Source organism: Streptomyces sp. NPDC005722 (assembly GCF_040630935.1).
Lineage (GTDB): Bacteria > Actinomycetota > Actinomycetes > Streptomycetales > Streptomycetaceae > Actinacidiphila.
This window is the reverse complement of sequence record NZ_JBEXYN010000001.1, coordinates 288920-314445: the sequence shown is the minus strand read 5'-3', so window position 1 is coordinate 314445 and position 25526 is coordinate 288920. Positions and strand designations below refer to the sequence as shown.

Sequence of the window (25526 nt, the reverse complement as noted above, 5' to 3'; positions counted from 1 at the left end):
AACTATTTTCCGGGCTCTTCTGCAACGGCTTCGTCAAGTGCCTCGCCACCGGCCTCGGCACCCGCCTCGCCGCCGGGCTCGCGGCCCTCGCACAGGGCGAGGACGTCGGCGCCGAACTTGTCGAGTTTGCGGGCGCCGACGCCGGAGATGACGGACAGCTCCCCCTCCGTCGTGGGCCGCACCTCGGCGATCGCCAGCAGTGTCTTGTCGGTGAAGACGCAGTAGGCCGGCTGGCCCAGTGCCTTCGCCTGCTCCACCCGCCACTCGCGCAGCCGCTCGTACAGCGCCTCGTCCATGTCGGAGGGGCAGTCCTCACAGCGCATCAGCTTGATCTCGCCCGCGTCGGACAGGGTGCGCCCGCACACGCGGCACTGCACCGGCCCGCGCCGCTTCCTGCCGCCCGAGCCGCGCTCCACGCCGCCCGTGGCGGCCGAACGGCCGCCCGCCCGGCCCCGGGCCGCCGAGCCGGGCCGCAGCCCGTCCAGGAAGCGCGAGGGGCGCCGGCCGCCGCGGCCGCCCGGCGAGCGGGACAGCGCCCACGACAGGGCGAGGTGGAACCGGGCGCGGGTGACGCCGACGTAGAGGAGCCGGCGCTCCTCCTCGACCTGCTCGTCGGTCTTGGCGTAGGTGATCGGCATCGTGCCCTCGGTCAGGCCGACCAGGAACACCGCGTCCCACTCCAGGCCCTTGGCGGCGTGCAGCGAGGCCAGGGTGACGCCCTCGACGGTCGGGGCGTGCTGGGCGCCGGCGCGTTCGTCGAGCTCGGCGACGAAGTCCGCGAGCGCGGCCTCCGGCCGGGCCCGGGAGAAGTCCTCGGCCAGCCGCACCAGCGCGGCCAGCGACTCCCAGCGGTCGCGGACCGCGCCCGATCCGGCCGGCGGTTCGGTGGACCAGCCGCGGGTGCTGAGCACCGCCCGCACGTGGCCGGGCAGGTCCGCGTCGTCCACTCCCGGGTCGGAGCCGCCGCCGGCCCGCGCGGCACCGCGCAGCAGCATCCCGGCCTCGCGCACCTCGGGACGCTCGAAGAAGCGCTCGGCGCCGCGCAGCTGGTACGGCACGCCGGCGTCGGCGAGCGCCTGCTCGTAGACCTCGGACTGGGCGTTCACCCGGTAGAGCACGGCGATCTCGCTGGGCCGCACTCCCTCGTCGATCAGCTCGCGGATCCGCCGGGCGGTGCCCTCGGCCTCGGCGGGCTCGTCCGCGTACTCGGTGTAGACCGGTTCGGGGCCGGCCTCGCGCTGCGAGACCAGTTCCAGGCGGTGCTGGGCGGCCTGGCCCCGGGCCTGGGACAGCAGCCCGTTGGCCAGGTGCACCACCTGGGGGGTGGAGCGGTAGTCGCGGACCAGCTTGACCACCGTGGCCTCCGGGTGCCGGCTTCGGAAGCCGAGCAGGAACTCAGGGGTGGCGCCGGTGAAGGAGTAGATGGTCTGCGAGGCGTCGCCGACGACGCAGACGGTGTCCCGGCCGCCGAGCCACAGGTCCAGCAGGCGCTGCTGCAGGGGGCTGACGTCCTGGTACTCGTCGACGACGAAGTGCTGGTACTGGGAGCGGACGGCCTCGGCGACGTCCGGCCGGTCCTCCAGGACGCCGACGGTGAGCAGCAGCACGTCCTCGAAGTCGATCACCCCGCGGTCGCGCTTGAGCTGCTCGTACGTCGTGTAGACCCGGGCGATCTCGGCGGCATCGCGCGGCACGTCGCGCGCGGACTTGGCGGCGGCCCCGGGATAGTCCTCGGGGGCGGTCTGGGTGACCTTGGCCCACTCGATCTCCGCGGTGACGTCCCGCAGCTCGCCTCGGTCCAGCCGGATGCGGGAGCGGGCCCCGGCCTCCGCGACGAGCTGGATCTTGCGCTCGAGCAGCCGCGGCATCTCGCCGCCGACGGCCCGCGGCCAGAAGTACTGCAGCTGCCGCAGCGCCGCGGAGTGGAAGGTGCGCGCCTGCACGCCGTCCGCGCCGAGCTGCCGCAGCCGCCCCCGCATCTCCCCCGCCGCGCGGGCGGTGAAGGTGACCGCGAGCACACTGGCCGGCTGCATCATCCCGGCCCGCACCCCGTACGCGATCCGGTGGGTGATCGCGCGCGTCTTGCCCGTGCCGGCTCCGGCCAGCACGCACACCGGGCCGTGCAGGGCGGTGGCCACCGCGCGCTGCTCGGGGTCGAGCCCGGCGAGCACGGCGTCCGGCGACTCCGGGACGGCGGGGAAGTCCGGGAAGAGCGGGGAGTGGGTTGGTGCAGTCACCCCGCCATGCTGCCAGGTCCCGGGAGACGGGCGGGAAAGTTATCCACAGCTGAGGTCGGATGGTCGTACCGCGAACGATTGCAAGGAATGCCGCGGCGAGGGGTTAGCGTTCTGGGATCGACGTCATCCCCAGCCTTGAAGGAGCGAACACCGATGTCCGGCACTGTGACGATGTACAGCACCACGTGGTGCGGCTACTGCCGCCGCCTGAAGGGCCAGCTGGACCGTGAGGGCATCGCCTACACGGAGGTCAACATCGAGCACGACCCGGACTCGGCGAAGTTCGTCGAGAGCGTCAACGGGGGCAACCAGCTCGTCCCGACGCTGCTGGTGGCGCCCAAGAGCGGCGCCGAGGCCGTGGCGCTCAGCAACCCCAGCCTGGCCCAGGTCAAGCAGGCCCTCGCGGGCTGAGGCAGGCCCCGCCCGGCCGCGCGTCAGCACGGCCGGGCAGCGCCGGGCCCGCCCTCAGCGGCGGGCCGGCAACGGCATCCCGTACCAGCGCTCGATCAGCCGCGCCGCGATGGAGATCCCGTACGGCGGCAGGACCTCGCCGCTCTCCATCGCCTTGCGGTACTCCTCGCGGGAGAACCAGCGCGCCTCGTGCAGTTCCTCGCCGTCCACGGTGATCTGCGCGGACGTGGCGCGCGCCATGAAGCCCAGCATCAGGCTGGAGGGGAACGGCCAGGGCTGGCTGGAGACGTACGCCACCTCGCCGACGGTCACCCCGGCCTCCTCGGCGACCTCCCGCACCACGGCCTGCTCGATCGACTCGCCCGGCTCCACGAAGCCCGCCAGCGTCGAGAAGCGCCCCTCGGGCCAGTGCGCCTGGCGGCCCAGCAGCGCCCGGTCCTCGTCGTCGGTGACCAGCATGATCACCGCGGGGTCGGTGCGCGGGTAGTGCTCGGCGCCGCAGGCCGGGCAGCGGCGGATGTGGCCGGCGGCGGCCACCACGGTGCGCTCGCCGCAGCGCGAGCAGAAGCGGTGCATGCGCTGCCAGTTCTCCAGCGCGACCGCGTGCACCATCAGGCCGGCGTCGCGGTCCGACAGCAGGGCCCCGACCTCCCGGAGCCCGGCCGGGCGGGCCGCCTCGTCCAGGCGTCCCGGCAGCGAGTCCTTCTGCAGCGCGAAGTAGCGGACCCCCTCCTCGTCGACGCCGAGGAAGTAGCGGTGCACCTCGCTCTCGGGCGCCTCGAAGCTCGGCATCATCACCAGCTCGGTGCGGCCGTCCGGGGTGTCCTCGACCAGGACCTGCCCCCCGGAGACCACGAACACCCTGGTCGCCGGGTGGCTCCAGGCGGCCGCCAGCCACGCCTCGTCGAGCCGGTGCTCGGAGGCACGGTCCACGCCCGACGGGCGGGCGAGGGGCGGCGGGAAGGCGGTCACGTCGAAGGTGGCGCCGGTTCCGGACGTATCGGACAAGATTGCTGTCAACTCCCCGTAGCGCGCGGATGGGTGCGGATGCTTACAGAGTCGTGAACTCGCTCCAGAGGTACGCGGACGTCTCCACGCCCTTGAGCAGAAGGTCGAGCTCCACCTTCTCGTTCACCGAGTGCCAACCGTCGGACGGCACGGAAATTCCCAGGAACAGGACGGGGACATCGAGCACGTCCTGGAGGTCGGCCGCCGGACCGGAACCACCCTCACGGGTGAACAGGACCTCCTTGCCGAAGGCCCGGCCCATCGCCCGGGTCACCGCGCGCAGCGCGGGATGGTCCAGCGGGGTCAGACAGGGGCGGGTGGCCCCCCAGAAGGTGATCTCGTGCCGGATCCCGGCCGGGACGCGGGCCGCGACCCAGTCGGTGACCAGCCGCTGCACCCGGTCGGTGTCCTGCCCGGCCACCAGCCGGAAGGACAGCTTCAGCTGTGCCGAGGACGGCACGATGGTCTTGCCGCCGGGGCCCTGGTAGCCGCCGCCGATGCCGTTGACCTCGGCGGTCGGCCGGGCCCAGACCCGCTCCAGGGTGGAGTAGCCGGCCTCGCCGCTCGTCGCGTGCGACCTGGCGGTGCGCAGCCAGCGCTCCTCGTCGAAGGGCAGCCGGGCGAAGAGCTCGCGCTCGCGGCCGCTGAGCTCGACGACGCCGTCGTAGAAGCCGGGGATCGCGACGCGGCCGTCCGCGTCGTGCAGCCCCGCGGCGAGCCGGGCCGCCTCGGCCGCCGGGTTGGGGACGGCGCCGCCGAAGGAGCCGGAGTGGATGTCCTGGTCGGGGCCGTACAGGCCGATCTGGCAGTCGGCCAGGCCGCGCATGCCGGTGCACACGGTGGGGGTGTCCTCGTCCCACATGCCGGTGTCGGAGACGATCACGGTGTCGCAGGCCAGCCGCCCGGCGTGGGCGCGCACGAGGTCGGTGAAGTGCGGCGAGCCGGACTCCTCCTCGCCCTCGATCAGCAGCTTCAGGTTCACCGCGGGGGCGGTGCGGCCGGTGGCGGCCAGATGGGCGCGGACCCCGAGTGTGTGGAAGAACACCTGGCCCTTGTCGTCGGCGGCGCCCCGCGCGTACATCCGGCCGTCCCGGACCCGCGGCTCGAAGGGGTCGCCGTCCCAGCCGTCCTCCAGGGCGGCGGGCTGCACGTCGTGGTGGCCGTAGACGAGCACCGTCGGCGCGTCCGCGGCGTCGGAGGGCCACTCGGCGAAGACCGCGGGGGCGCCGGGCGTCTCCCAGACCTCCGCCACCGGGAAGCCGGTCTCCTTCAGCTTCGCCGCCAGCCACTCGGCGCTGCGCCGTACGTCGGCGGCGCGCTCCGGATCGGCCGAGACCGAGGGGATCCGCAGCCACTCGGCGAGGTCGCCGAGGAAGGCCTCGCGATGGGCTTCGACGTACGTGCGGACGACGCTGTCCGGGGTGGTGCTCATGGCCTTGAGCCTATCGGGCGACGCCGGGACCCCCGGCGTCGGCACCGGACGCGGTCCCGGTACCGGGTTCCGGCCCGCCCAGCAGCAGGCGTTCCAGCGCGGCCCGGTCCGGCAGCGGCCCCGGCCGGCTCACCTCCCCCGTCCTGACGTGCAGGAAAGCGGCCGTGACCTGCGACAACGACACCCCGTGCCGCTCGGCCCAGGCGAGCCGGTAGACGGCCAGCTGCAGCGGGTCCGCCGTGCCGGACCGCCCGGTCTTCCAGTCGACGATCTCGTAGCCGTCACCCTCCCGGTACACCGCGTCGATCCGGCCGCGGATCACCCTCCCGGCGAGGCCGATCTGGAACGGCGCCTCGACGCGGTAGGGGGTGCGCTCGGCGTACGGGGTCCGCAGGAACGCCTCCTTGAGCGCGGCGAGGTCGCGCTCGTCGGCGATCTCGTCGTCGCCCTCGATGCCGGGCAGCTCCTCGGGGGCGATCAGCGGCAGCTCCTCGAAGCGGGACTCGACCCAGGCGTGGAAGCGGGTGCCGCGCCGGGCCGCGGGCTGCGGCGCGCGGGGCATGGGGCGGGCCAGCTCGCGGGCGAAGCCGTCGGGGTCGGCGGCCAGCCGCAGCAGGGCCGAGGCGCTGAGCGTGGCGGGCAGCGGGACGTCGCGGACGGCCGCGCGGGAGCGGAGCAGTTCCTCGGTGAGGGCGTCGAGGTCCCGGTCCCAGGACGCGACGGCGCGGGCCTCCTCGGGGAGCAGCCCCTCGTCGCCGCTTCCGTGGCCGGACGCGGGCGGGCCGGGCTGGCCCGGGATGGCGGCGCGGGGCGCGGGCGCGTCCCCCCGGTCGCCCGCGTCGCCCGCGTCGTCCGGGCCGTAGGGGCCCTCCTCGTACGGGTCGCCGTACGCGTCGTAGTCCTCGTAGGCGTCGTAGTCCCCGTAGCCGTCGTACTCGTCGTACGGCGGTGGCTCCTCCTCGTCCTCGGGGGGCGGCCAGTCGGGGTCGGGCGGGGCTGCCGCCGGGTACGCGGCCGGGGCCCGCAGATGGGCCAGCACGCTGCGCGCGGCCTCGCGGCGGCGGGCCAGGGCGGCCTCGTCCAGGGGCAGCGGCCACGGCGTCTCACCCGTACGGGTCAGCGCCGGGTTGCCGGTGTCCGGCGCGGGCTCCTCGGCCCAGTGCTCGACCTCGCCGTACCCGGCCTCGCAGTGCGCGCGCAGCGCCTCGAGGAAGGCGGACGGGCCGAAGGGCCGCTTCTGGCTGGGCCCCCACCAGTGGCCGGAGCCGAGCAGCAGGGAACGCGGGCGGGTGAAGGTGACGTAGCCGAGCCGCAGTTCCTCGACCCGGTTGTGCTCGGCCATGGCCGCCTTGAACCCGGCCAGGCCCGCCCGGGACCACTCCTCCACGTCGGGCAGGGTGGCGGCGTCACCGCGCAGTGAGTGCGGCAGCACCTTGGCGTTGAAGTGCCACAGTTCGCGGCCCCGCTCGCTCGGGAACCCCTTGCGCACCAACCCGGGGACGGCGACGACGTCCCACTCCAGGCCCTTGGACTTGTGCGCCGTGAGCACCTTCACCGTGTTCTCGCCGCCGGGCAGCGAGCTGTCCAGGCCCTTCTCGTACTGCGCCGCCGTGCGCAGGAAGCCGAGGAAGGCCAGCAGTGTGGCGTCGCCGTCCAGGGAGGCGAAGCCGGCCGCGATGTCCAGGAAGGCGTGCAGGGTCTCCCGGCGGCGGGCGGCCAGCGCGTGCGGGGACGCGGAGAGCTCGACCTCCAGGCCGGTGACGGCCAGCACCCGGTGCAGGACGTCCATGAGCGGGTCGGCGAGGGCGCGGCGCAGCTCGCGTATCTCGGTCGCCAGGCGCGCGAAGCGCACCCGCGCCTCGGCTGAGAAGGGCAGGCGGTCCGCGGGCTCGCCGTCGACGAAGGTCTCCAGGGCGTCGGCGAGCGAGATCACCTCGGCCGGGTCGACGCCCGCCACCGCGGCCGCCAGCCGGTCCGCGGTGTCGCCGCGGCCCGGCACCAGCAGCCGCGCCCGCCGTCCGAGCAGGGCCAGGTCGCGCGGCCCGATCCGCCAGCGCGGCCCGGTGAGCAGCCGGACGAGGGCGGCGTTGGCCGTCGGATCCTGCAGCACGTCGCAGACGGCGACCAGGTCGGCGACCTCCGGAAGGTGCAGCAGCCCGGAGAGTCCCACCACCTCCACCGGCACGTCACGGGCCACCAGCGCCGCATGGATGTCGGCGAAGTGACCGGCGGCCCGGCACAGCACGGCGATCTCGCCGGGCGCGGTGCCGGTGCGGACCAGGTGCGCGATGGAGTCGGCGAGCCAGGCGATCTCCGCCTCCTGGGTGGGCAGCAGCGCGCAGCGCACGACGCCGTCCCGTTCGGCGCCGGGCGCGGGCCGCAGGGCCTCGACGCCCTCGTGGCGCTCACGCAGCTCGGCGGCGAGGTCGTTGGCGAGGTCGAGCAGCCGGCCGCCGCTGCGCCGGTTCTCCGACAGGGACTGGCGCCGGGCGGGGCTCCCGTCGGCGTGCGCGAAGTGCACCGGGAAGTCGTCGAGGTTGGCCACCGAGGCGCCGCGCCAGCCGTAGATGGCCTGGCAGGGGTCGCCGACGGCGGTCACCGGATGCCCCGTGCCGTCGCCGAACAGCGCGGAGAGCAGCAGGCCCTGGGCGACGGAGGTGTCCTGGTACTCGTCGAGCAGCACCACGGCGTATTGCTCGCGCAGGATGCGGCCGACCTCGGGGCGGGTGCGGGCCAGGGTCGCCGACAGGGCGATCTGGTCGCCGAAGTCGAGCAGGTCGCGCTGCTTCTTCTCGGCGCGGTAGGCGGCGGCGAGCCCGGTCAGGTCGATGCGGGCGCGGGCCGTCTCGGGAAGCCTGCGCAGATCCGCGTTGCCCAGCCGGATGCCGCCGAGGGCGGCGAGCCACTCCCGGTCGTGGGCGAGCAGTCGCTCGGGCGGCACCAGGTGCTCGGCAAGCTCGCCCTCCAGCGCCAGCAGATCGCTGACCAGGTTCGGGATGCCCTTGGTGAGCGCGGGGAAGGGACCGGGCGCGGCGCGCAGGACGCGCGCCGCCAGCTGGTAGCGCGTCGCGTCGGCGAGGAGCCGGGCGGTCGGCTCCAGCCCGATGCGCAGTCCGTGCTCCTTGAGCAGTTGTCCGGCGAAGGCGTGGTACGTCGAGATCTGCGGCTCGCCCGCCGCGTGGTCGGGGTCCGCCGGGTCCGGATCGCCGACGCCGGCCCGGACGAGCGCCTCGCGCACGCGCTCCGACAGCTCGCCGGCGGCCTTGTTGGTGAACGTCAGCCCCAGCACCTGCTCGGGCGCGACCTGCCCGGTGCCGACCAGCCACACCACGCGCGCCGCCATGACGGTCGTCTTCCCGGACCCGGCCCCGGCCACGATCACCTGCGGGGCGAGCGGCGCGGTGATGCACGCCAGCTGCTCCGGGGTGAACGGGATGCCCAGCAGCTCCTTCAGCTGCTCGGGACCGGTGATGCGGGAGGACACGAAGGGGAGGTTATCGGGCGCCACCGACAGCGGACCCGCCGCCCGGTCCGCGGGCTGTCACCCGTTCGGGGGCATTGCTCCCTACCGATGTAGAACATCACGTTCTACGCTGGGAGCATGGAGCGCATCCCGGTACGCGAGCTGAACCAGAACACCAGCGCCGTGCTCGCGCGTGTGCAGCACGGCGAGACCTTGGAGGTGACCGTGAGCGGAACCCCCGTCGCCCGTCTCGTGCCCGTCTCGGGCAGCCAGTCCGTGCTGGACCGCATGGTCGCCGAGGGACGCGCCACCCCACCCGTGCCCTCCGGCCCGGTCCCCCTGCCGCCCGTGCTCGGCGACCCGGAGACCGACACGGCGGCAGCACTCGTCGCGCTGCGGGACGAGGAGCGCTGGTGATCTACCTCGACTCGGCGGCGATCGTGAAGATGGTCCGCCGGGAACTCGGCACACGGGAGTTGGTCGCCTGGCTGAACGACCGCCCCGACGAGCCCTTGGTGTCCTCCTCCCTCGTCGAGGTGGAGGTGCCGCGTGCCTTGCGCCGATCGGCCCCGCAGGCACTCGCCGGGGTCCCCGGGGTGATCGCCCGGCTCTACCGGTTCGAGATCGACGCGACCGTCCGTGCCACGGCTTCCGCGTACGGCGATCCTCTGCTCCGCTCGCTCGACTCGATCCATCTGGCGACGGCACAACTGCTCGCCGATCAGGTGGGCGCGGATCCCCTCGTGTTCGTCACCTACGACCGGCGACTGCTGAAGGCCGCCCAGGACCTCGGGCTGACGGCCGAGGCCCCCGGCGGGTGAGGCTCCCGCCTCCTCACTCCACCACGTGCCGCCCCTCCGCGCGGCCGCTGCAGGCGGCGCGGAAGGCGCAGTTCTCGCAGTGCTGGCCGGTGGAGGGGGTGAACCGCTCGTCGAGGACGCGGGCGGCGGCGTCGGCGAGCAGGGAGTCGGCCCAGTCGCCGCTCAGCGCCTCCTGGTGCTGGACGGTGGGCTGGGCGTCGCCGCCGTCGCGGCGGGCGGCCCCGATGCGCAGCTGGACGAGTTCCGCGCCGCCGGGGGCGGGCCGGGTGCCGTGGAAGAGCTCGTCGACGGCGCCCTCGCGGACGGCCAGCTGGTAGACGGCGAGCTGCGGGTGGCCCTCGACCTCGGCGGCGGTGGGCTTGGCCTTGCCGGTCTTGAAGTCGACGACGTAGGCGTTGCCGTCCTCGTCGGTCTCGACGCGGTCCATACTGCCGCGGATGCGGACGGCCACGTCCCCCGTCTCCAAGGTGACGTCGAAGCCGTGCTCGGAGGCGACGGCCTGCCGGCCGCGCTCCATGACGTGCCAACGCAGGAAGCGCTCCAGGGCGGCCCGGGCGTTCTCCTTCTCCTGCTGGGACTTCCAGGGCGCGTCGAAGGCCAGCGCGTTCCACACCGAGTCCAGGCGCTCCATGAGCACGTCCAGGTCGGCCGGGGTGCTGCCGGAGGCGACCTCGTCGGCGAGGACGTGCAGGACGTTGCCGAAGCCCTGGGCCGCCGTGGAGGGCGGCTCGGCCTTCACCTCGCGGCCGAGGAACCACTGCAGGGCGCAGGTGTTGGCCAGCTGGTCGAGCGCGCTGCCGGAGAGGGTGACCGGCTCGTCGCGGTCCCGCAGCGGCACCCCGGAGCGGGTCTGCTCGTACAGGCCCCACCAGCGTTCGGGGTGGGCGGCGGGCACCAGCGGCTGGCCCGCGTCCTCCAGGCCCGCGAGGCGCGCCAGGCGGCGGGCGGCGGCCTCGCGCAGGGCAGGGGAGGCGGCCGGGTCGACGGTCGTGGCGCGCAGCTCGGCGACGAGGGCCGCCACGGACAGCGGGCGGCGCGCCCGGTGGGTGACGTCGACGGGCTCGACGCCGAGTTCGGTGAGGAAGCGGGAGGGCTGGTCTCCGTCGTCGGCGGCGGCCTTCACGGCGGTCACGACGAGCCGCTCGCGGGCCCGGGTGGCCGCGACGTAGAACAGCCGGCGCTCCTCGGCGAGCAGCGCGCCCGGGGTGAGCGGCTCCGCGAGGCCGTCACGGCCGATGCGGTCGGCCTCCAGCAGCGAGCCGCGGCGCCGCAGGTCGGGCCAGAGCCCCTCCTGGACGCCCGCGACGACGACGAGCCCCCACTCCAGGCCCTTGGAGCGGTGCGCGGTCATCAGGCGTACGGCGTCGGGCCGGACGGCACGGCGGGTCAGCACGTCGGCGGCGATGTCCTGGGCGGACAGCTCCTCCAGGAAGTTGAGCGCGCCGCGGCCGCCGGTGCGCTCCTCGGCGCGGGCGGCGGTGTCGAAGAGCACGCACACCGCGTCCAGGTCGCGGTCGGCGTTGCGGCCGGCCGCGCCGCCCCGTGCCGCGGCGCGCTCCAGGCGGCCCGGCCAGGGGGTGCCGTCCCACAGCTCCCACAGCGCCTCCTCGGCGGTGCCGCCGCCGGCCAGCAGCTCGCGTCCCTTGCGCAGCCTCCCGCCGAGCCGCTGGGCGCCCCGCGCGTACGAGGGGTCGTGCGCCACCAGGCGCTCGGGCTCCGCCAGCGCCTCGGCGATCAGCTCGTCCGACGGCCGCGGTACGGCCACCCCGGCGGCCCGCTCCTCCTCGCGCAGGGCGCGGCCCAGGCGGCGCAGGTCGGCGGCGTCCATGCCGCCGAGCGGGGAGCCGAGCAGGGTCAGGGCGTCCTCGACGCCGATGCCCGGTTCCGGGGAGTCGGGCAGCACGGCCTGCGCGCAGACCCGCAGGGCGAGCAGGAGCGGGGCGACGGCGGGCTCGTCGCGCAGCGGGAGGTCGTCGCCGTCGATGTCGACGGGCACCCCGGCGGAGGTCAGGGACCGCCGCAGCACGGGCAGCGAGCGGGACCCGGCGCGGACCAGGACGGCCATGTCGGACCAGGGGACGCCGTCCTCCAGGTGGGCGCGGCGCAGCACGTCGGCGATGCCGTCGAGTTCGGCGCCGGGCGTCGGGTAGGTGCGGACGGCGACCGAGCCCCCCTCGCGGACCGGCGTGAGCTCGCGGTGGGCGCGCACCGCCGCGGCCGGGAGCCGGGTCAGCGGCATCCGGCGGGTGAGCAGCCGGGTGGCGGCCAGCAGACCGGCGCCGGAGCGGCGGGAGGTGGTCAGGACCCGGACGCCGGCCGGGCGGCCGTCGGCGTGCCGGAAGGCCTCGGGGAAGCCGAGGATGCCGTTCACGTCGGCGCCGCGGAAGGCGTAGATGGACTGGTCGGGGTCGCCGAACGCCACCAGGTGGCGGCCGCCGCCGGCGAGCGCCTGCAGCAGCCGCACCTGCGCCGGGTCGGTGTCCTGGTACTCGTCGACGTACACGGCCTCGTAGGCCCCGGCGAGGTGGCGGGCCACGTCGGGGCGCCCGGCCAGCAACACCGCGCGGTGCACCAGTTCGGCGTAGTCGATGACGCCCTGCAGGTCGAGGACGTCCAGGTACTCGGCGAGGAAACCGGCCGCCGCCGACCAGTCGGGGCGGCCCGTGCGGCCGGCGAACACGGCCAGGGCGCGCGGGCCGAGGCCCAGCTCGCGGGTGCGGGCCAGCACGGCCCGCACCTCGTCGGCGAAGCCGCGGGTCGTCAGGGCCGCGCGCAGCTCGTCCGGCCAGCGGACCCGGGTCCGCCCCCGGCGCTCCAGTCCGGCCTCGCCCGCCAGGAGCTCGCGCACCGCCAGGTCCTGCTCGGGGCCGGACAGCAGCCGCAGCGGGTCGGCGAACAGCTCGGGGTCCTGGTGGGCGCGGACCAGGGCGTAGCAGAAGGAGTGGAAGGTGGTGGCCTGCGGTGCGACCGCGCCGCCCATCCGGGCGGCCATGCGGTCCCGCAGTTCGCCCGCGGCCTTGCGCCCGAAGGTGAGGACGAGGATCCGTTCCGGGTCGGTGCCGCGCCGCACGCGTTCGGCGACGGCCTCGACCAGGGTGGTGGTCTTCCCCGTGCCCGGCCCGGCCAGGACGAGCAGCGGACCGCCGGGGTGCTCAACCACGGCGCGCTGCGCGGCGTCCAGTTCAGGGGGCGTCACCGGATCCGGAGCGGTCCGTAGCAGGCGGTAGCCGCCGGAAGGCCCGACCGTCCCCCCGGAGCGCCGTGCGGCGGCGTCCGTCTGGCGTGTGGAGGAGGAGGTCACGTGGTTCGCCGGTTCCGTGTGCGTGCGGGTGCGGATGCGGGGGCCTGGGCTCCCGGTGGCCGGGGGAGGCCGGGTGCCGACGGTACGCCACCGGTCACCGGGGGCGCCGCGCGTCCCGTCCTTCCGGTACGGATGCGGGAGCGGCCGGGCGCGGGGGGCCGTACTCCTTCCGGACGGTGGATCGCATCAACCGGTCCCCGATGGCGGAAGCTGGATGGTGTGAGCGTCCGGTCGTCAGTCGTCCCCGCCGGGGGCGGGCACGGGGTCCGTGCCGTCCCAGCGGGCCACGCGCATGTCCAGACGGGGTATGTGGCCCTTCGCGGCGCGCGGGGCCGGGCGCAGCGGGGTGCCCTCCGCGCGGTAGTGCTCCAGGGCGCGCAGCTCGTGACCCGGCAGCAGCCCGCCGTCCGCGCGCACCACGCGCCACCACGGCACGGCCCCGCCGTACAGCGCCATGACGTGGCCCACCTGCCGGGGGCCGCCCTCCCCCAGCCACTCGGCGACGTCGCCGTACGTCATGACCCGTCCGGGCGGGATCCGCTCGGCGACGTCCAGCACACGCTCCGCGTACGCGGGCAGCTCCGGGACGTCGCCCGGACCGTCGTCCGGGTCGTGCGCGGTGTCCTTGCTCATCCGTCACATGGTGCCCCACGGCACCGACAGTCGTGGGCGGCGGGAGCGCGCGCGGGGGCGCCCGGAACGGCGAATTGCCCCCTCCTGCGCCCATGCGCGGGCCGCTCGTGCCACCATCATCCGGGCGGTGACTGGTGATACGAGATCAAAAAGAGACAGCCGGAGAGCACGACGCGAGCGGGAACGGAGCCGCTCGCGCGGTCCCCGCTGCCTCCGAGGGCCCCGGGGACGGCGCCCCGGCCGAGGGTTCCACCGCCGTGCCGCAGGCCCCGCGTGCGCCCGGTGACACGGACGAGGGGGCCGGGGTCCCGCCGTCCACGGGTGCGGCGCCGGCCTCCGGCGACGACGCCGTGACCGCGGCGGAGGACGGGGCCGGCCGCGAGGAGCGGGCCGCCGCGCACCCCGGGCCTGACGAGGAACCGCAGGCCCGCGGCGCGTCCGGTGCGGACCCCGGCGGTGACGGCCCGGCCGCTCCGGCGCAGGAGACCCCGGCCGGGGAGCCGGAAGGGGACGCCGCGGACGACGCGGACGCGGCACGACCGCCGGGCGAACCCGGCACGGACGACGCGGACGACGGCGCACGGACCACCGGCACCTCCCCGCACACCGACCCGGTGGCGCGCGACGAACCGCTGCTGCCCGCGCGCGTGCACCGGCCCGTCGACCTCATGCGCTTCCTCTTCGGGCTGCTCGGCATCGCGATCGTGCTGATGATCGCGGGCTTCGCGCACGCGACGACCTCCGGCGTGGAGCAGGACATCGCCGAGGGCGCGACGCACGCACCCGAGCCGCTGATCACCATCGCCGGGCTGCTGGCGACCGTGGCGGTGCTGATCGTGCCCGTGGCCTTCGCCGTGGAACGGCTGATCAAACGGGACGGACTGCGCATCGCGGACGGTGTGCTGGCCGCGGTCCTGGCGCACGGGGTGTCGCTCGCGACCGACCTGTGGGTGTCGGACGCGGCGCCCGTGGCGATCCGGGACGCGCTGACCCGCGACGCGCCCGGCGGCGGCATCACCGACCCCGTCCACGGCTACCTGGCGCCGGTCATCGCCTACATGACGGCCGTCGGCATGGCCCGGCGCCCCCGCTGGCGGGTGGCGCTGTGGTTCGTGCTGGTCGTGGACTCCTTCGCGGTACTGGTCGGCGGCTACACCACACCGTTCTCGATCGTCGTGACGGTGCTCATCGGCTGGACCGTCGCCTACGGCACGCTCTACGGGGTCGGCTCGCCCAACGTCCGCCCGACCGGCCAGAACCTGCTCGCGGGCCTGCGCCGGGTGGGTTTCGCCCCGCTGACGGCGGTCCGCGCGGAGGACGAGTTCCCCGACGCGCCCGACTCCGACCGGGGCCGACGCTACCTGGTGACGCTCGAGGACGGCCCGCTGCTCGACGTCACCGTGGTGGACCGCGAGCAGCAGGCGCACGGCTTCTTCTACCGGATGTGGCGCCGGCTCCAGCTGCGCGGGATCACCCAGCGGCGCAGCCTGCAGTCGCTGCGCCAGGCGCTGGAGCAGGAGGCGTTGCTCGCCTACGCGGCCATCGCCGCCGGTGCCAACGCCCCCCGGCTGATCGCCACCTCGGAGCTGGGTCCGGACGCCGTGATGCTGGTCTACGAGCACATGAGCGGGCGCTCGCTGGACGCGCTGTCGGACGAGGAGATCACCGACGAGGTGCTGCACGGCGCCTGGGAGCAGGTGCGGGCGCTGCAGTCGCGGCGGATCGCGCACCGCCGGCTGGTCGGCGAGGCCCTGAAGATGGATCGCTGCGGAGGCGTCTTCCTGACCGACCTGCGCGGCGGGGAGATCGCCGCGGGCGACATCGTGCTGCGCATGGACGTGGCGCAACTGCTCACCACCCTGGCGCTGCGCGTCGGCCCGGAGCGGTCGGTGGCCTCGGCCGTCGCCGTGCTGGGCCCGGACGCCGTCGCCGACTCGCTGCCCCTGTTGCAGCCCATCGCCCTGAGCCGTACCACCCGGGCCACGCTCAAGCAGCTCGCCAGGGAGCGGGCGCAGCGCGAGCGCGACGCCGTGCTGGCCGCGTCCCGGGCCCGGCGGGCGGACGGGGAGGCCGACGGAAGCGGCACCAAGGAGACGGGCAAGGAGACCAAGGCGGAGCGGCGCGCCGAGAAGAAGGCGATGGAGGACGCGCTGGACGGGGCCCGCGAGGAGGACCTGCTCACCCGGATCCGTCACCAGGTGCTGCTCATCCGGCCGCAGGCACCGGTGGAGCCGGTACGGCTGGAACGGGTGCGGCCGCGCACGCTGATCAGCATCATCGCGGGCGCCTTCGCCGCGTACTTCCTGCTCTCCCAGATCAGCAGCATCGACCCGGCGACACTGCTCGGCGAGGCGAACTGGATCTGGGTCATCGTGGCCGTGCTGGCCTCCGCGCTCAGCTACGTGGCGGCGGCGATGGCGCTGTCCGGCTTCGTGCCGGAGAAGCTGTCCTTCCTGCGCACCACGCTGGCGCAGATCGCCGGCTCCTTCGTGAAGCTGGTCGCCCCCGCCGCCATCGGCGGCGTGGCGCTGAACACGCGCTACCTGCAGAAGTCCGGCGTGCGCCCGGGCCTCGCGGTGGCGAGCGTGGGGGCCTCGCAGCTGGTCGGCCTCGGTTCGCACATCAGCCTGCTGCTCGTGTTCGGCTACATCACCGGCACCGAGAAGACGCCCTCGCTGTCGCCGTCCCGCACGGTGATGGCGGGTCTGCTGACGGCCGGCGTGCTGTTCCTGGTGGTCACCGCCGTCCCGCCGTTGCGGCGCTTCGTCTCCACGCGAGTGCGGGCGCTGTTCGCCGGGGTGGTGCCGCGCATGCTGGACGTGCTGCAGCAGCCGATGAAGCTCACCACGGGCATCGGCGGCACCCTGCTGCTGACCCTCGCCTTCGTGCTGTGCCTGGACGCCAGCATCCGCACCTTCCACGGCGAGGTGAACTTCGCGGCGATCGCGGTGGTCTTCCTGGCGGGCAACGCCCTGGGCTCCGCGGCCCCGACGCCGGGCGGCCTGGGCGCGGTCGAGGGCGCGCTGATCGCCGGTCTGACCACCATCGGCCACCTGGACTCGGCGACGGCCACCTCCGCGGTGCTGCTCTTCCGGGTGCTGACCTTCTGGCTGCCGGTGCTGCCCGGCTGGCTGGCGTTCACCACGCTCACCAGGCGGCAGGCGCTGTGACGAGGGCCCACTGACAGGAGATGTCAGTGGGCCGCCCCTACGGTCCCCGGTCATGGACACCACGCACGTCGTCGAGCTACGGCAGTACACGCTGCGCCCCGGCGCCCGGGACACCCTGGTCGAGCTGTTCGAGCGCGAGTTCGTCACCGGCCAGGAGGCCGCCGGGATCCGGGTCGGCGGCCGCTTCACCGACCTGGACGACCCGGACCGCTTCGTGTGGATGCGCGCCTTCCCCGGCATGCCCGCGCGGCTCCGCTCGCTGCACGCCTTCTACGGGGGCCCTCTGTGGCGGGCGCACCGGGACGCCGCCAACGCCACCATGACCGACTCGGACGACGTCCTGCTGCTGCGCGGCCCCGGCCACCGGGTGCCGCCGGACGCGGGGCAGGTCGTCGTGACCATCTGTCATCCCGCCCACCCGGAGGCCTTCGCCGGGGCGCTCGCGGGGCCCGGCGGGCTGCCGCCGGACGCCGCGGTGCACCGCAGCGAGCACGCCCTGAACGACTTCCCGGCGCTGCCGGTCCGCACCGGCGAGGACGTCGTCCTGTGGTTCACCGCCTTCCCCGACGCCCGGCCGCGGCCCGGACTGCCCGTCCTGCCCGCCGGGGTGGCCGATCACCCGCTGCTGCGGCCCGTGCAGCGGCTGCGGCTGGCGCCGGTACGCGTCCCGGCGCCCGGACCCGGCGGGGCTCAGCGCAGGACGTCGCCGAGGTCGTAGCCGACCGGCTCCTCCAACTGCGCGTAGCTGCACCCGGCGGGGTCGCGGTCGGGGCGCCAGCGGCGGAACTGGGCGGTGTGCCGGAAGCGGTCGCCCTGCATGTGGTCGTAGGCGACCTCCAGGACGCGTTCGGGTCGCAGGGGGATCCAGGAGAGGTCCTTGCCCGCGCTCCAGCGGCTCTGGGCCCCCGGCATGCGGCCGCCCGGCGCGGCCTCCGCCCAGTCCGCCCAGGGGTGGCCCTCGGCGGAGTCCATGCGCAGCGGCTCCAGCTCGCCGACCAGTTCCTCGCGGCGGCGCATCGGGAAGGACGCGCAGACGCCGACGTGCTGGAGACGGCCGGCGGCGTCGTGCAGGCCGAGCAGCAGGGAGCCGACCACGGGACCGGACTTGTGCCAGCGGAAGCCGGCGAGCACGCAGTCGGCGGTGCGTTCGTGCTTCACCTTGAACATGGTGCGTTCGTCGGGCCGGTAGCCGAGGTCCGGAGGCTTGGCGACGACGCCGTCCAGGCCCGCGCCCTCGTACTGCTCGAACCACCGCCGCGCCAGCTCGATGTCGGTGGTGGCGGGGGCGACGTGGACCGGCGCCCCCGCGGGGCCGAGCGCGTCGACCAGCGCCTGGCGGCGCCAGGTCTGCGGGTCGGCCATCAAGGAGCGGTCGCCGAGGGCCAGCAGGTCGAAGGCGACGAGGGAGGCGGGGGTGCGTTCGGCGAGCTGCCGCACCCGGGAGTCGGCGGGGTGGATGCGCTCCAGCAGCGCGTCGAAGTCCAGCCGTCCCTCGCGGGCGATGACGATCTCCCCGTCGACGACGGCGCGCGGCGGCAGTTCGGCGCGGACCGCCTCGACGACCTCCGGGAAGTAGCGCGTCAGGGGCTTGCCGGTGCGGCTGCCGATCTCCACCTCGGCGCCGTCCCGGAAGACGATGGCGCGGAACCCGTCCCACTTGCCCTCGTACAGCATGCCGGGCGGGATCGCGGCGGCGGACTTGGCGAGCATCGGCTTCACGGGCGGCATCACCGGCAGGTCCATGCGGCGATTCTCCGCCCGACAGGCGCCGCCCGCCCGTCGGGCCTACCGTGTCGGGGACGGAAGAGGCGGTGCCGGGAGAGGCGGTGACGGCATGGCGGAGGCGGTCGAGCTGACCGTCGGCGAGCGGACGGTCCGGATCTCGAACCCGGGGAAGGTGTACTTCCCGGAACCGGGCTTCACCAAGCTGGACGTGGCCCGCTACTACCTGGCGGTCGGCGACGGCGTCCTGCGGGCCCTGCGCGACCGGCCGACGACCATGGAGCGTTACCCGGACGGCGTCGGGGGCGAGTCGTTCTTCCAGAAGCGCGCGCCGAAGAACACCCCGGACTGGATCCCCACCGGCCGCATCCGCTTCCCCTCCGGCCGGTACGCCGACGAGATCTGCCCGACCGAGACCGCCGCGGTCGTCTGGGGCGCCAACCTCGGCTGCCTCACCTTCCACCCCTGGCCGGTCCGGCGCGGCGACCTCGACCACCCGGACGAGCTGCGCATCGACCTCGACCCGCAGCCGGGCACCGACTTCTCCGACGCGGTGGTCGTCGCCGGCGAACTGCGCGGGCTGCTGGAGGAGCTGGGCCTGCGCGGCTGGCCGAAGACCTCCGGCGGGCGGGGCCTGCACGTCTTCGTCCCCATCGAGCCCGCGTGGACGTTCACGGGGGTACGGCGGGCCGCCATCGCCATCGCCCGCGAGATGGAGCGGCGGATGCCCGGCCAGGTGACCAGCGCCTGGTGGAAGGAGGAGCGCGGCGAGAAGATCTTCGTCGACTACAACCAGACCGCGCGCGACCGCACCATCGCCTCCGCCTACTCCGTACGGCCCAGGCCGCACGCCCCGGTCTCGGCGCCGCTGCGCTGGGAGGAGGTGCCGCAGGTGCACCCGCGAGACTTCGACCTGGTCACGATGCCCGCGCGGTACGCCGAGCTGGGCGACGTCCACGCGGACATGGAGGAGCGGACCTACCGGCTGGACGCCGTGCTGGAACTGGCCGAACGCGACGAACACGACCACGGGCTCGGCGACATGCCGTACCCGCCGGACCACCCCAAGATGCCCGGCGAACCACTGCGCGTCCAGCCGAGCAGGGCCCGCCGCAAGCCGCCTGACGGGGGCGCCGGAACCGGCGGGGACTGACGGCGCGGCAGACCCGTGTGCCTGGGCGCCCGGCGCGGCGCTGGGCTCCGCACGACGCACGGCAGGTCGCACACCTCGGGGCGGCGGCGCAGGAGACGGGCGGTGCGGCCAACGCACGGCGCGGCACCCCCTACGACCCCGCGCACCGCACGAAACGGGCCGCGGTACGGCGCGAATCGGCGCCTGCCCCGCGGCGCGACCCCTTCCCAGCGGGGCCGCACTGACGCATCATCAGGCGCATGCCCGCGCCTCGACCCGTGCCCCTGGACGAGTACCCGGTCCATCAGATCGCCCGTTCCATGCGCCACGTCGCGACCGGTGACCGCAACGCCTACGACCGTTCGATCTTCCACTTCTTCGACCACGAGGGCCGGGCCCTGCTCATCACGGGCCTCGGCGTCCACCCCAACCTCGGCGTCACCGACGCCTACGCGACCCTGACCCGCGGCACCGGCATGCTCGCGGTGCGCGCCTCCGACGCGCTCGGCGAGGACCGGATGCGGCAGCAGGTCGGGCCGTTGCGCGTCGACGTCCTGGAACCGCTCCGCAGGCTCCGGCTGACCTGCGACGACGAGTTCCTCTCCTACGACCTGGAATGGGAGGCCGCCTTCCCGGCCGTCGAGGAGCCGCACCACGCCCAGTACCGGGGCGGCCGGCTCTTCCTGGAGGCCAGCCGCTTCGTGCAGGCCGGCACCTGCCACGGCGTGGTCCGCACCGGCGACGGCGAGGAGATCCGCGTGGAACGCGGTCGCTGGACGGCCACGCGGGACCGCAGCTGGGGCGTGCGCCCGGTGCCCGGCGAGGCTCCGGGGCGGGCCGAGGAGGAGCACCGCCCGCGGGGTTTCCACTGGCTGTGGATACCGATCCGGTTCGACGACCGCTTCGTCATGGTGATCGCCCAGGAGGACGCCGAGGGCTACCGCTCCCTGGACGAGGCCCTGCAGATCACCGAGCACGGACCGGACCGGCAACTGGGCCGCGCCCGGGTCGACATCACCTACCGGGAGGGCACCCGCACACCGGTCTCGGCCGTCGTCCACCTGGACGGCGGGAAGATCGGGGCCGAGGTGCTGGTCTCCAGCCCGCTCGCGGTCGGCGCGGGTTACCCGCCCGCCCGCGACTGGCAGCACGGCGAGTGGAAGGGCCGCGGCTGGCTCGACCGCCGTGCGTATGACCTGACGGATCCGGCGGTGACCGCACCCGCCGCGTACGGAGTCACCGACCACGCCGCGCGTTTCGCCTGGGACGGCCGGGTCGGCTACGGCATCTTTGAGCACGGCAGCTTCGGCCGCCACACCCCCAGCGGCTTCACCGGTCAGGAGGCCATGTGACAACGGTGCGCACCACCACCCGCGACCCCCGGCTGCTGCGCAGCCGCCTCGACGAGTGGCTGGCCGCGAAGCACCCCGGCGCCCACAGCCGCGGCGTGCACCTCCCCGCCGCCAACGGCCTGTCCAACGAGACCGTCCTGTTCGACCTGGCCGTCCCCCACCCGGCGGGCACCGCGCGGCAGCGCATCCGCCCCTGCGTGCTGCGGCTGGCCGGCGACCCCGACGCGTACGCCGTCTTCCCGACGTACGACATGGCCGAGCAGTACCGCGTCATCCGCACGGTCGCCGCCCGCACCCGCGTCCCCGTGCCCGAACTGCTGTGGCTGGAACCCGACCCGGGGCCGCTCGGCGCGCCGTTCTTCGTCATGGAGCGCGTCCCCGGGCGCGTCCCGCCGGACGTCATGCCCTACACCTACGGCGGCAACTGGCTCTTCGACGCCTCCGAGGAGGACCGGGCACGGCTGGAGCGTTCGACGGTGCGGGTGCTCGCCGAACTCCACACCGTCCCCGGCGAGGGGACCCTGCGCGCGCACGTCGACGCCCAACGCGCCTACTACGAATGGGTCGTCGACGGGCGGACCCGTTCCCCCCTCGTCGAGCGGGCCTTCGCCTGGCTGGAGAAGCACTGGCCCACCGACCCCGGCCCGTCGGTGCTCAGCTGGGGGGACGCCAGGATCGGCAACATCGTCTACGACGCGGACTTCTCCCCGGTCGCCGTCCTCGACTGGGAGATGGCCTCCTCCGGCCCCCGCGAACTCGACCTCGCCTGGCTGGTGTACCTGCACCGCTTCTTCCAGGACCTCACGGTCACCGCCGGCTTCCCCGGCATGCCGGACTTCCTCGACCGCGACCGCATCGCCGCGACCTACGCGGAACTCACCGGGCACACCCCGCGCGACCTGGACTTCCACCTCCTGTACGCCGCGCTGCGGCACGCGGTCGTGATGCTGCGGATCGGCCACCGCCAGATCCACTTCGGGGAGCGCGAGACGCCGGCCGACACCGACGCGCTGATCCTGCACCGGGACACGCTGGAGGCGATGGTGGAGGGCCGCCACCGCTGACCCCGGCGACAGGCGAGGACCTCACGTTTCCGTGACCGCGGGGTCGTCCGGGGCGCCCACGGCGGCGCCCCGGGCGGCCCCGCGGCCCGTCGGGGCCCCCGCGGCCCGTCGCGGCTCCGCCCGGCGGGGCGGACGCTCCCCCCACGACCTGCGGCCGGACGCCATCCGTGCCACCCTGACGGGGGAACGGGATGATGTTATTCACCCGTTTGTCATGTCGTGCACCGCCGTGTCCTGGTACGGGCTGCGAACCTCGGTCGGGAGGGGACCGTGCCGTCGTGAGGAGTACGCATGCACCAACACCTCGCCCGTGGCGTCACGGCCGCCCTCCTGCTGGGAACCTCCGCGTTCGTCACCATGCCGGCCCACGCCGCGCCCGCGGACCCCTCGTCCCCCACGGTCTTCGCCCACCGGGGCGCCTCCACCGAGGCCCCCGAGAACACCCTGTCGGCCGTGCGCCGGGCCCACGAGCAGCACATCGCGTGGATCGAGAACGACGTCCAGCGCACCAAGGACGGGGCCCTGGTCGTGATCCACGACGCGACGCTGAACCGCACCACCGACGTCGAGCAGGTCTTCCCCGACCGCGCCCCCTGGCGCGTCGCCGACTTCACGCTCGCCGAGATCCGCCGGCTCGACGCCGGCAGCTGGTTCGCGCCCCGCTTCCGCGGCGAGCGGGTCCCCACCCTCCAGGAGTACCTGCAGCTCCTCGACCGGAACCAGCAGGGGCTGCTGCTGGAGCTCAAGCAGCCCGAGCTCTACCCCGGCATCGAGCAGCAGACCGTCGACGCCCTCCAGAAGGCCGGCTGGCTCGACCAGGCGCACCTCGCCGGCCGGCTGGTCGTCCAGAGCTTCAGCGCCGACGCCCTGCGCCGTACCCACGAACTGCGCCCGGCCGTCGTGACCGGGTTCCTGGGCAGCCCGCCCGTCTCCCGCCTGAAGGAGTACGCGGCCTTCGCCGACCAGATCAACCCGGACGAGAAGGACGTCACGTACGCCTACGTGCAGGCCGTGCACAGCGTCGACGGCCCCGACGGCAAGCCGCTGCGCGTGAACGCGTGGACGGTCGACGACCTCACCACCGCCGTCCGCATGGCGGCCCTGGGGGCCGACGGCATCATCACCAACCGCCCGGACGTCATCCGCAACGGCGTGCAGTGACCCGGACGGGAGGCCGCACGGCCCGTTGAACCACCCGGCCCACGGCGACCCAGTCGCCGTGGGTGGCACCGGGCCGCCGACGCCGGAGGAAGGGCCCAACGATCCCCGTGGATGCGAGCCGTCCCGTCAGCACCGCGCGCGAAGGCCACGGCCGGCCCGAGGTGCCGGGCCTCGAAGGGCTCCGCGGCCTGGCCGCCCTGTACGTGGTGCTCTTCCACTGCTGGCTCTACACGTTCCCCGGGTATCCCGACAGTTCGGCCCCTTGGTGGCTGGACGGGCTCATGTACGGGCGCCTCGCCGTCGTCTTCTTCCTGGTGCTGTCCGGGTTCTCGCTGGCCGTCGCCCCGGCGCGGGACGGCTGGCGGCTGGGCGGTGCCGCCCGTTTCCTGCGCCGCCGGGCCTGGCGCATCCTGCCCCCGTACTGGGCGGCGCTCGCGGCGAGCCTGGTCGTCGCCCGGTACGTCGTGCCGGCCTCGCACTTCGGGCCGCCCACCGGCGCGACGGTCGTGGTGTACGGCCTCCTCGGTCAGGACGTGCTGAACGCGCCGACGCCGAACGGCACGTTCTGGTCGATCGCCGTGGAGGCGGAGCTCTACCTGCTCTTCCCGCTGCTGCTGCTCGTGCGGCGGCGGCTGGGCGCCGCGGTGCTGGTCGCGGGGGTGACGCTGCCGGTCGTGGTGTACGGCCTGATGGCGCCGGGCGCGTCCCCGGTGGAGGGAACCAACTGGCTCACCCCGCACCTGGCCCCGGTGTTCGTCGCCGGGCTGGTGGGCGCGGGGATCGTCGTCGCCTCGGCGCGCGTCCGGCGTCTGCCGTGGCACTGGTTCGCCGTGGCGTCCGCCGTGCCCGTCGCGGCGCTCGCCGCCGTCAAGGGCCGGGTCTGGACGGTGGACCACTACTTCTGGGTGGACCTCGCCGTCGTCCCCGCCATGACGATGCTGATCGCCGCGGTCGCCACGGGCCGGCCGGCCTTCCTGCTCCGGCTGCTGACCGCACGTCCCGTCCAGGGCCTGGGGAACGTGTCGTACAGCCTCTACCTGGTCCACCTGCCGGTCGTCATGGCCGTCATCCGGCGCGTGGCGCCACGGTTCGTCGCCCCGGGACTGCCCACGTTCTGGTTCACGCTCCTGGTGGCGTTGCCCGTCTCGCTGCCGGCGGCGTGGCTGTTCGCCCGGGTCTTCGAGCTGCCCTTCAAACGGCACCGCTCCTGGAAGTCCCTGCCGGTGCTGCGCCGTTCCGTCGCCGCGGCCCCGGCACGCCGCGAACCGGCCGGGGTCACTCCGGCGGGTCCGTGACGTCCGGCCCACTGCGACGGCAGGGGCCTTCGGCAACGGCGGAGGCCCACGGCGTCCGGACCGGCCGGACTCCGTGGGCCTCCGCTCTCGCGTCGGTCAGTAGACCGGCTTCTCCGGCTCGATCGTGTTGACCCAGCCGATGACGCCGCCGCCGACGTGGACCGCGTCGGCGAAGCCCGCGGACTTCAGCACGGCGAGGACCTCGGCGGAGCGGACACCGGTCTTGCAGTGCAGGACGATCTTCTTGTCCTGCGGGAGGTCCTGGAGGGCGTTGCCCATGAGGAACTCGTTCTTGGGGATCAGCCGGGCGCCCGGGATGGAGACGATCTCGTACTCGTTGGGCTCGCGGACGTCGATGATGTCGATGTTCTCGCCGTCGTCGATCCACTCCTTGAGCTGCTTCGGAGTGATCGTCGACCCCATCGCCGCCTCCTGCGCCTCCTCGGAGACGACGCCGCAGAAGGCCTCGTAGTCGATGAGCTCGGTGACGGTCGGGTTCTCGCCGCAGACCGCGCAGTCGGGGTCCTTGCGGACCTTGACCTGGCGGTACTGCATCTCCAGGGCGTCGTAGATCATCAGGCGGCCGACCAGCGGCTCGCCGGTGCCGGTGAGGACCTTGATCGCCTCGGTGACCTGGATGGAGCCGATGGACGCGCACAGCACGCCCAGGACACCGCCCTCGGCGCAGGAGGGCACCATGCCCGGCGGCGGGGGCTCGGGGTAGAGGCAGCGGTAGCAGGGACCGTGCTCGGACCAGAAGACCGACGCCTGGCCGTCGAAGCGGTAGATGGAGCCCCAGACGTACGGCTTGTTCAGCAGCACGCACGCGTCGTTGACCAGGTAGCGGGTCGCGAAGTTGTCCGTGCCGTCGACGATCAGGTCGTACTGGCTGAAGATCTCCATCACGTTGTCGGCCTCGAGCCGCTCCTCGTGAAGGACCACGTTGACGTACGGGTTGATGCCCTTGACGCTGTCGCGGGCGGACTCCGCCTTGGAGCGGCCGATGTCCGCCTGGCTGTGGATGATCTGGCGCTGCAGGTTGGACTCGTCGACCTCGTCGAACTCCACGATGCCGAGCGTGCCCACACCGGCGGCGGCCAGGTACATCAGGGCGGGCGAGCCGAGACCGCCGGCGCCCACGCAGAGCACCTTCGCGTTCTTCAGCCGCTTCTGCCCGTCCATCCCCACATCGGGGATGATCAGGTGGCGGGAGTACCTGCGGACCTCGTCGACGGTGAGCTCGGCGGCCGGCTCGACCAGGGGTGGCAGCGACACGGGGACTCCGTTTGTCGATCGATCACTACGGGTGGTTCTCCCCGTAACA

General features: G+C 74.4%; 18 protein-coding genes. 10 read left to right on the top strand and 8 right to left on the bottom strand.

The genetic code is table 11. From position 1 onward, the window contains the following. Nucleotides 1–2: 2 nt before the first annotated feature. Complete coding sequence (locus tag ABZ479_RS01415; RefSeq protein WP_500459244.1) at nt 3–2237, bottom strand: ATP-dependent DNA helicase UvrD2; 2235 nt, start codon at nt 2235–2237, stop codon at nt 3–5. Nucleotides 2238–2390: 153 nt separating this feature from the next. Between ABZ479_RS01415 and ABZ479_RS01410 the strand changes: the two genes are divergently transcribed. After that, on the top strand, nt 2391–2648 hold the full coding sequence (locus ABZ479_RS01410; RefSeq protein ID WP_499606927.1) for a mycoredoxin: 258 nt from the start codon (nt 2391–2393) through the stop codon (nt 2646–2648). Nucleotides 2649–2702: 54 nt separating this feature from the next. Here ABZ479_RS01410 and nudC read toward each other — a convergent pair whose 3' ends face one another. Genes nudC through ABZ479_RS01395 form a run of 3 tightly spaced genes read right to left on the bottom strand, consistent with a single transcriptional unit; the run spans nt 2703 to nt 8572 of the window. Beyond that, complete coding sequence (gene nudC / locus ABZ479_RS01405; protein ID WP_500459242.1) at nt 2703–3656, bottom strand: NAD(+) diphosphatase; 954 nt, start codon at nt 3654–3656, stop codon at nt 2703–2705. A gap of 43 nt (nt 3657–3699) precedes the next feature. Then, complete coding sequence (locus tag ABZ479_RS01400; protein ID WP_500459241.1) at nt 3700–5088, bottom strand: dipeptidase; 1389 nt, start codon at nt 5086–5088, stop codon at nt 3700–3702. A 10-nt stretch (nt 5089–5098) separates the two neighbouring features. Further along, nucleotides 5099–8572, bottom strand: a complete 3474-nt coding sequence (locus tag ABZ479_RS01395) for an ATP-dependent helicase (protein WP_500459240.1) — start codon at nt 8570–8572, stop codon at nt 5099–5101. A gap of 117 nt (nt 8573–8689) precedes the next feature. On the opposite strand from ABZ479_RS01395, the gene ABZ479_RS01390 reads away from it, so the two are divergent. Both ABZ479_RS01390 and ABZ479_RS01385 read left to right on the top strand, forming a co-directional pair. Continuing rightward, a complete protein-coding gene (locus ABZ479_RS01390; RefSeq protein WP_500459238.1) occupies nt 8690–8968 on the top strand; it encodes a type II toxin-antitoxin system Phd/YefM family antitoxin in 279 nt (92 codons plus the stop codon). After that, the gene (locus ABZ479_RS01385; protein WP_500459237.1) at nt 8965–9372 is read left to right on the top strand and encodes a type II toxin-antitoxin system VapC family toxin; all 408 of its coding nucleotides are present in this window, start codon (nt 8965–8967) and stop codon (nt 9370–9372) included. The genes ABZ479_RS01390 and ABZ479_RS01385 overlap by 4 nt, the downstream gene beginning before the upstream one ends. A gap of 13 nt (nt 9373–9385) precedes the next feature. Here the strand turns inward: ABZ479_RS01385 and ABZ479_RS01380 are convergent, their stop codons facing one another. Together ABZ479_RS01380 and ABZ479_RS01375 are read right to left on the bottom strand one after the other, a co-directional pair. Continuing rightward, complete coding sequence (locus ABZ479_RS01380; RefSeq protein WP_500459236.1) at nt 9386–12673, bottom strand: ATP-dependent helicase; 3288 nt, start codon at nt 12671–12673, stop codon at nt 9386–9388. 234 nt (nt 12674–12907) lie between these two features. Continuing rightward, complete coding sequence (locus ABZ479_RS01375) at nt 12908–13306, bottom strand: MGMT family protein (RefSeq protein WP_499606944.1); 399 nt, start codon at nt 13304–13306, stop codon at nt 12908–12910. Between the two features lie 668 nt (nt 13307–13974). Here ABZ479_RS01375 and ABZ479_RS01370 point away from each other — a divergent pair. Both ABZ479_RS01370 and ABZ479_RS01365 read left to right on the top strand, forming a co-directional pair. Further along, nucleotides 13975–16476: a lysylphosphatidylglycerol synthase transmembrane domain-containing protein gene (locus ABZ479_RS01370; protein ID WP_500459399.1), complete on the top strand. Its 2502-nt coding sequence runs from the start codon at nt 13975–13977 to the stop codon at nt 16474–16476. A 52-nt stretch (nt 16477–16528) separates the two neighbouring features. Continuing rightward, on the top strand, nt 16529–17194 hold the full coding sequence (locus ABZ479_RS01365) for an NIPSNAP family protein (RefSeq protein WP_500459235.1): 666 nt from the start codon (nt 16529–16531) through the stop codon (nt 17192–17194). Here ABZ479_RS01365 and ABZ479_RS01360 read toward each other — a convergent pair. After that, complete coding sequence (locus ABZ479_RS01360) at nt 17167–18219, bottom strand: ATP-dependent DNA ligase (protein WP_500459234.1); 1053 nt, start codon at nt 18217–18219, stop codon at nt 17167–17169. The genes ABZ479_RS01365 and ABZ479_RS01360 overlap by 28 nt on opposite strands. A 91-nt stretch (nt 18220–18310) precedes the next feature. Between ABZ479_RS01360 and ligD the strand changes: the two genes are divergently transcribed. From ligD to ABZ479_RS01335, 5 genes are all read left to right on the top strand, one after another. After that, nucleotides 18311–19351 carry a non-homologous end-joining DNA ligase gene (gene ligD, locus ABZ479_RS01355; protein ID WP_500459233.1) on the top strand — a complete coding sequence of 347 codons (1041 nt, stop codon included), beginning with the start codon at nt 18311–18313 and terminating at the stop codon, nt 19349–19351. Between the two features lie 239 nt (nt 19352–19590). Beyond that, nucleotides 19591–20682 carry an Rv3169 family protein gene (locus ABZ479_RS01350; RefSeq protein WP_500459232.1) on the top strand — a complete coding sequence of 364 codons (1092 nt, stop codon included), beginning with the start codon at nt 19591–19593 and terminating at the stop codon, nt 20680–20682. Continuing rightward, on the top strand, nt 20679–21746 hold the full coding sequence (locus ABZ479_RS01345; RefSeq protein ID WP_500459231.1) for a phosphotransferase family protein: 1068 nt from the start codon (nt 20679–20681) through the stop codon (nt 21744–21746). The genes ABZ479_RS01350 and ABZ479_RS01345 overlap by 4 nt, the downstream gene beginning before the upstream one ends. 291 nt (nt 21747–22037) lie before the next feature. Further along, the gene (locus ABZ479_RS01340; protein ID WP_500459230.1) at nt 22038–22907 is read left to right on the top strand and encodes a glycerophosphodiester phosphodiesterase; all 870 of its coding nucleotides are present in this window, start codon (nt 22038–22040) and stop codon (nt 22905–22907) included. Nucleotides 22908–23014: 107 nt separating this feature from the next. Next, on the top strand, nt 23015–24202 hold the full coding sequence (locus tag ABZ479_RS01335) for an acyltransferase family protein (RefSeq protein WP_500459229.1): 1188 nt from the start codon (nt 23015–23017) through the stop codon (nt 24200–24202). 96 nt (nt 24203–24298) lie between these two features. On the opposite strand, the gene moeZ is transcribed toward ABZ479_RS01335, so the two are convergent. After that, nucleotides 24299–25477 carry an adenylyltransferase/sulfurtransferase MoeZ gene (gene moeZ / locus ABZ479_RS01330; RefSeq protein ID WP_500459228.1) on the bottom strand — a complete coding sequence of 393 codons (1179 nt, stop codon included), beginning with the start codon at nt 25475–25477 and terminating at the stop codon, nt 24299–24301. Nucleotides 25478–25526: the final 49 nt, after the last annotated feature.

Excerpts from the sequence above, each read along its gene's own strand:
- ABZ479_RS01340 (WP_500459230.1), top strand. The coding sequence starts at position 22,038 with ATGCACCAACACCTCGCCCGTGGCGTCACGGCCGCCCTCCTGCTGGGA.
- ligD (WP_500459233.1), top strand. The coding sequence starts at position 18,311 with ATGGCGGAGGCGGTCGAGCTGACCGTCGGCGAGCGGACGGTCCGGATC.
- ABZ479_RS01365 (WP_500459235.1), top strand. The coding sequence starts at position 16,529 with ATGGACACCACGCACGTCGTCGAGCTACGGCAGTACACGCTGCGCCCC.
- ABZ479_RS01390 (WP_500459238.1), top strand. The coding sequence starts at position 8,690 with ATGGAGCGCATCCCGGTACGCGAGCTGAACCAGAACACCAGCGCCGTG.
- ABZ479_RS01350 (WP_500459232.1), top strand. The coding sequence starts at position 19,591 with ATGCCCGCGCCTCGACCCGTGCCCCTGGACGAGTACCCGGTCCATCAG.
- ABZ479_RS01375 (WP_499606944.1), bottom strand. The coding sequence starts at position 13,306 with ATGAGCAAGGACACCGCGCACGACCCGGACGACGGTCCGGGCGACGTC.
- ABZ479_RS01410 (WP_499606927.1), top strand. The coding sequence starts at position 2,391 with ATGTCCGGCACTGTGACGATGTACAGCACCACGTGGTGCGGCTACTGC.
- ABZ479_RS01370 (WP_500459399.1), top strand. The coding sequence starts at position 13,975 with ATGCGCTTCCTCTTCGGGCTGCTCGGCATCGCGATCGTGCTGATGATC.
- ABZ479_RS01400 (WP_500459241.1), bottom strand. The coding sequence starts at position 5,088 with ATGAGCACCACCCCGGACAGCGTCGTCCGCACGTACGTCGAAGCCCAT.
- ABZ479_RS01360 (WP_500459234.1), bottom strand. The coding sequence starts at position 18,219 with ATGGACCTGCCGGTGATGCCGCCCGTGAAGCCGATGCTCGCCAAGTCC.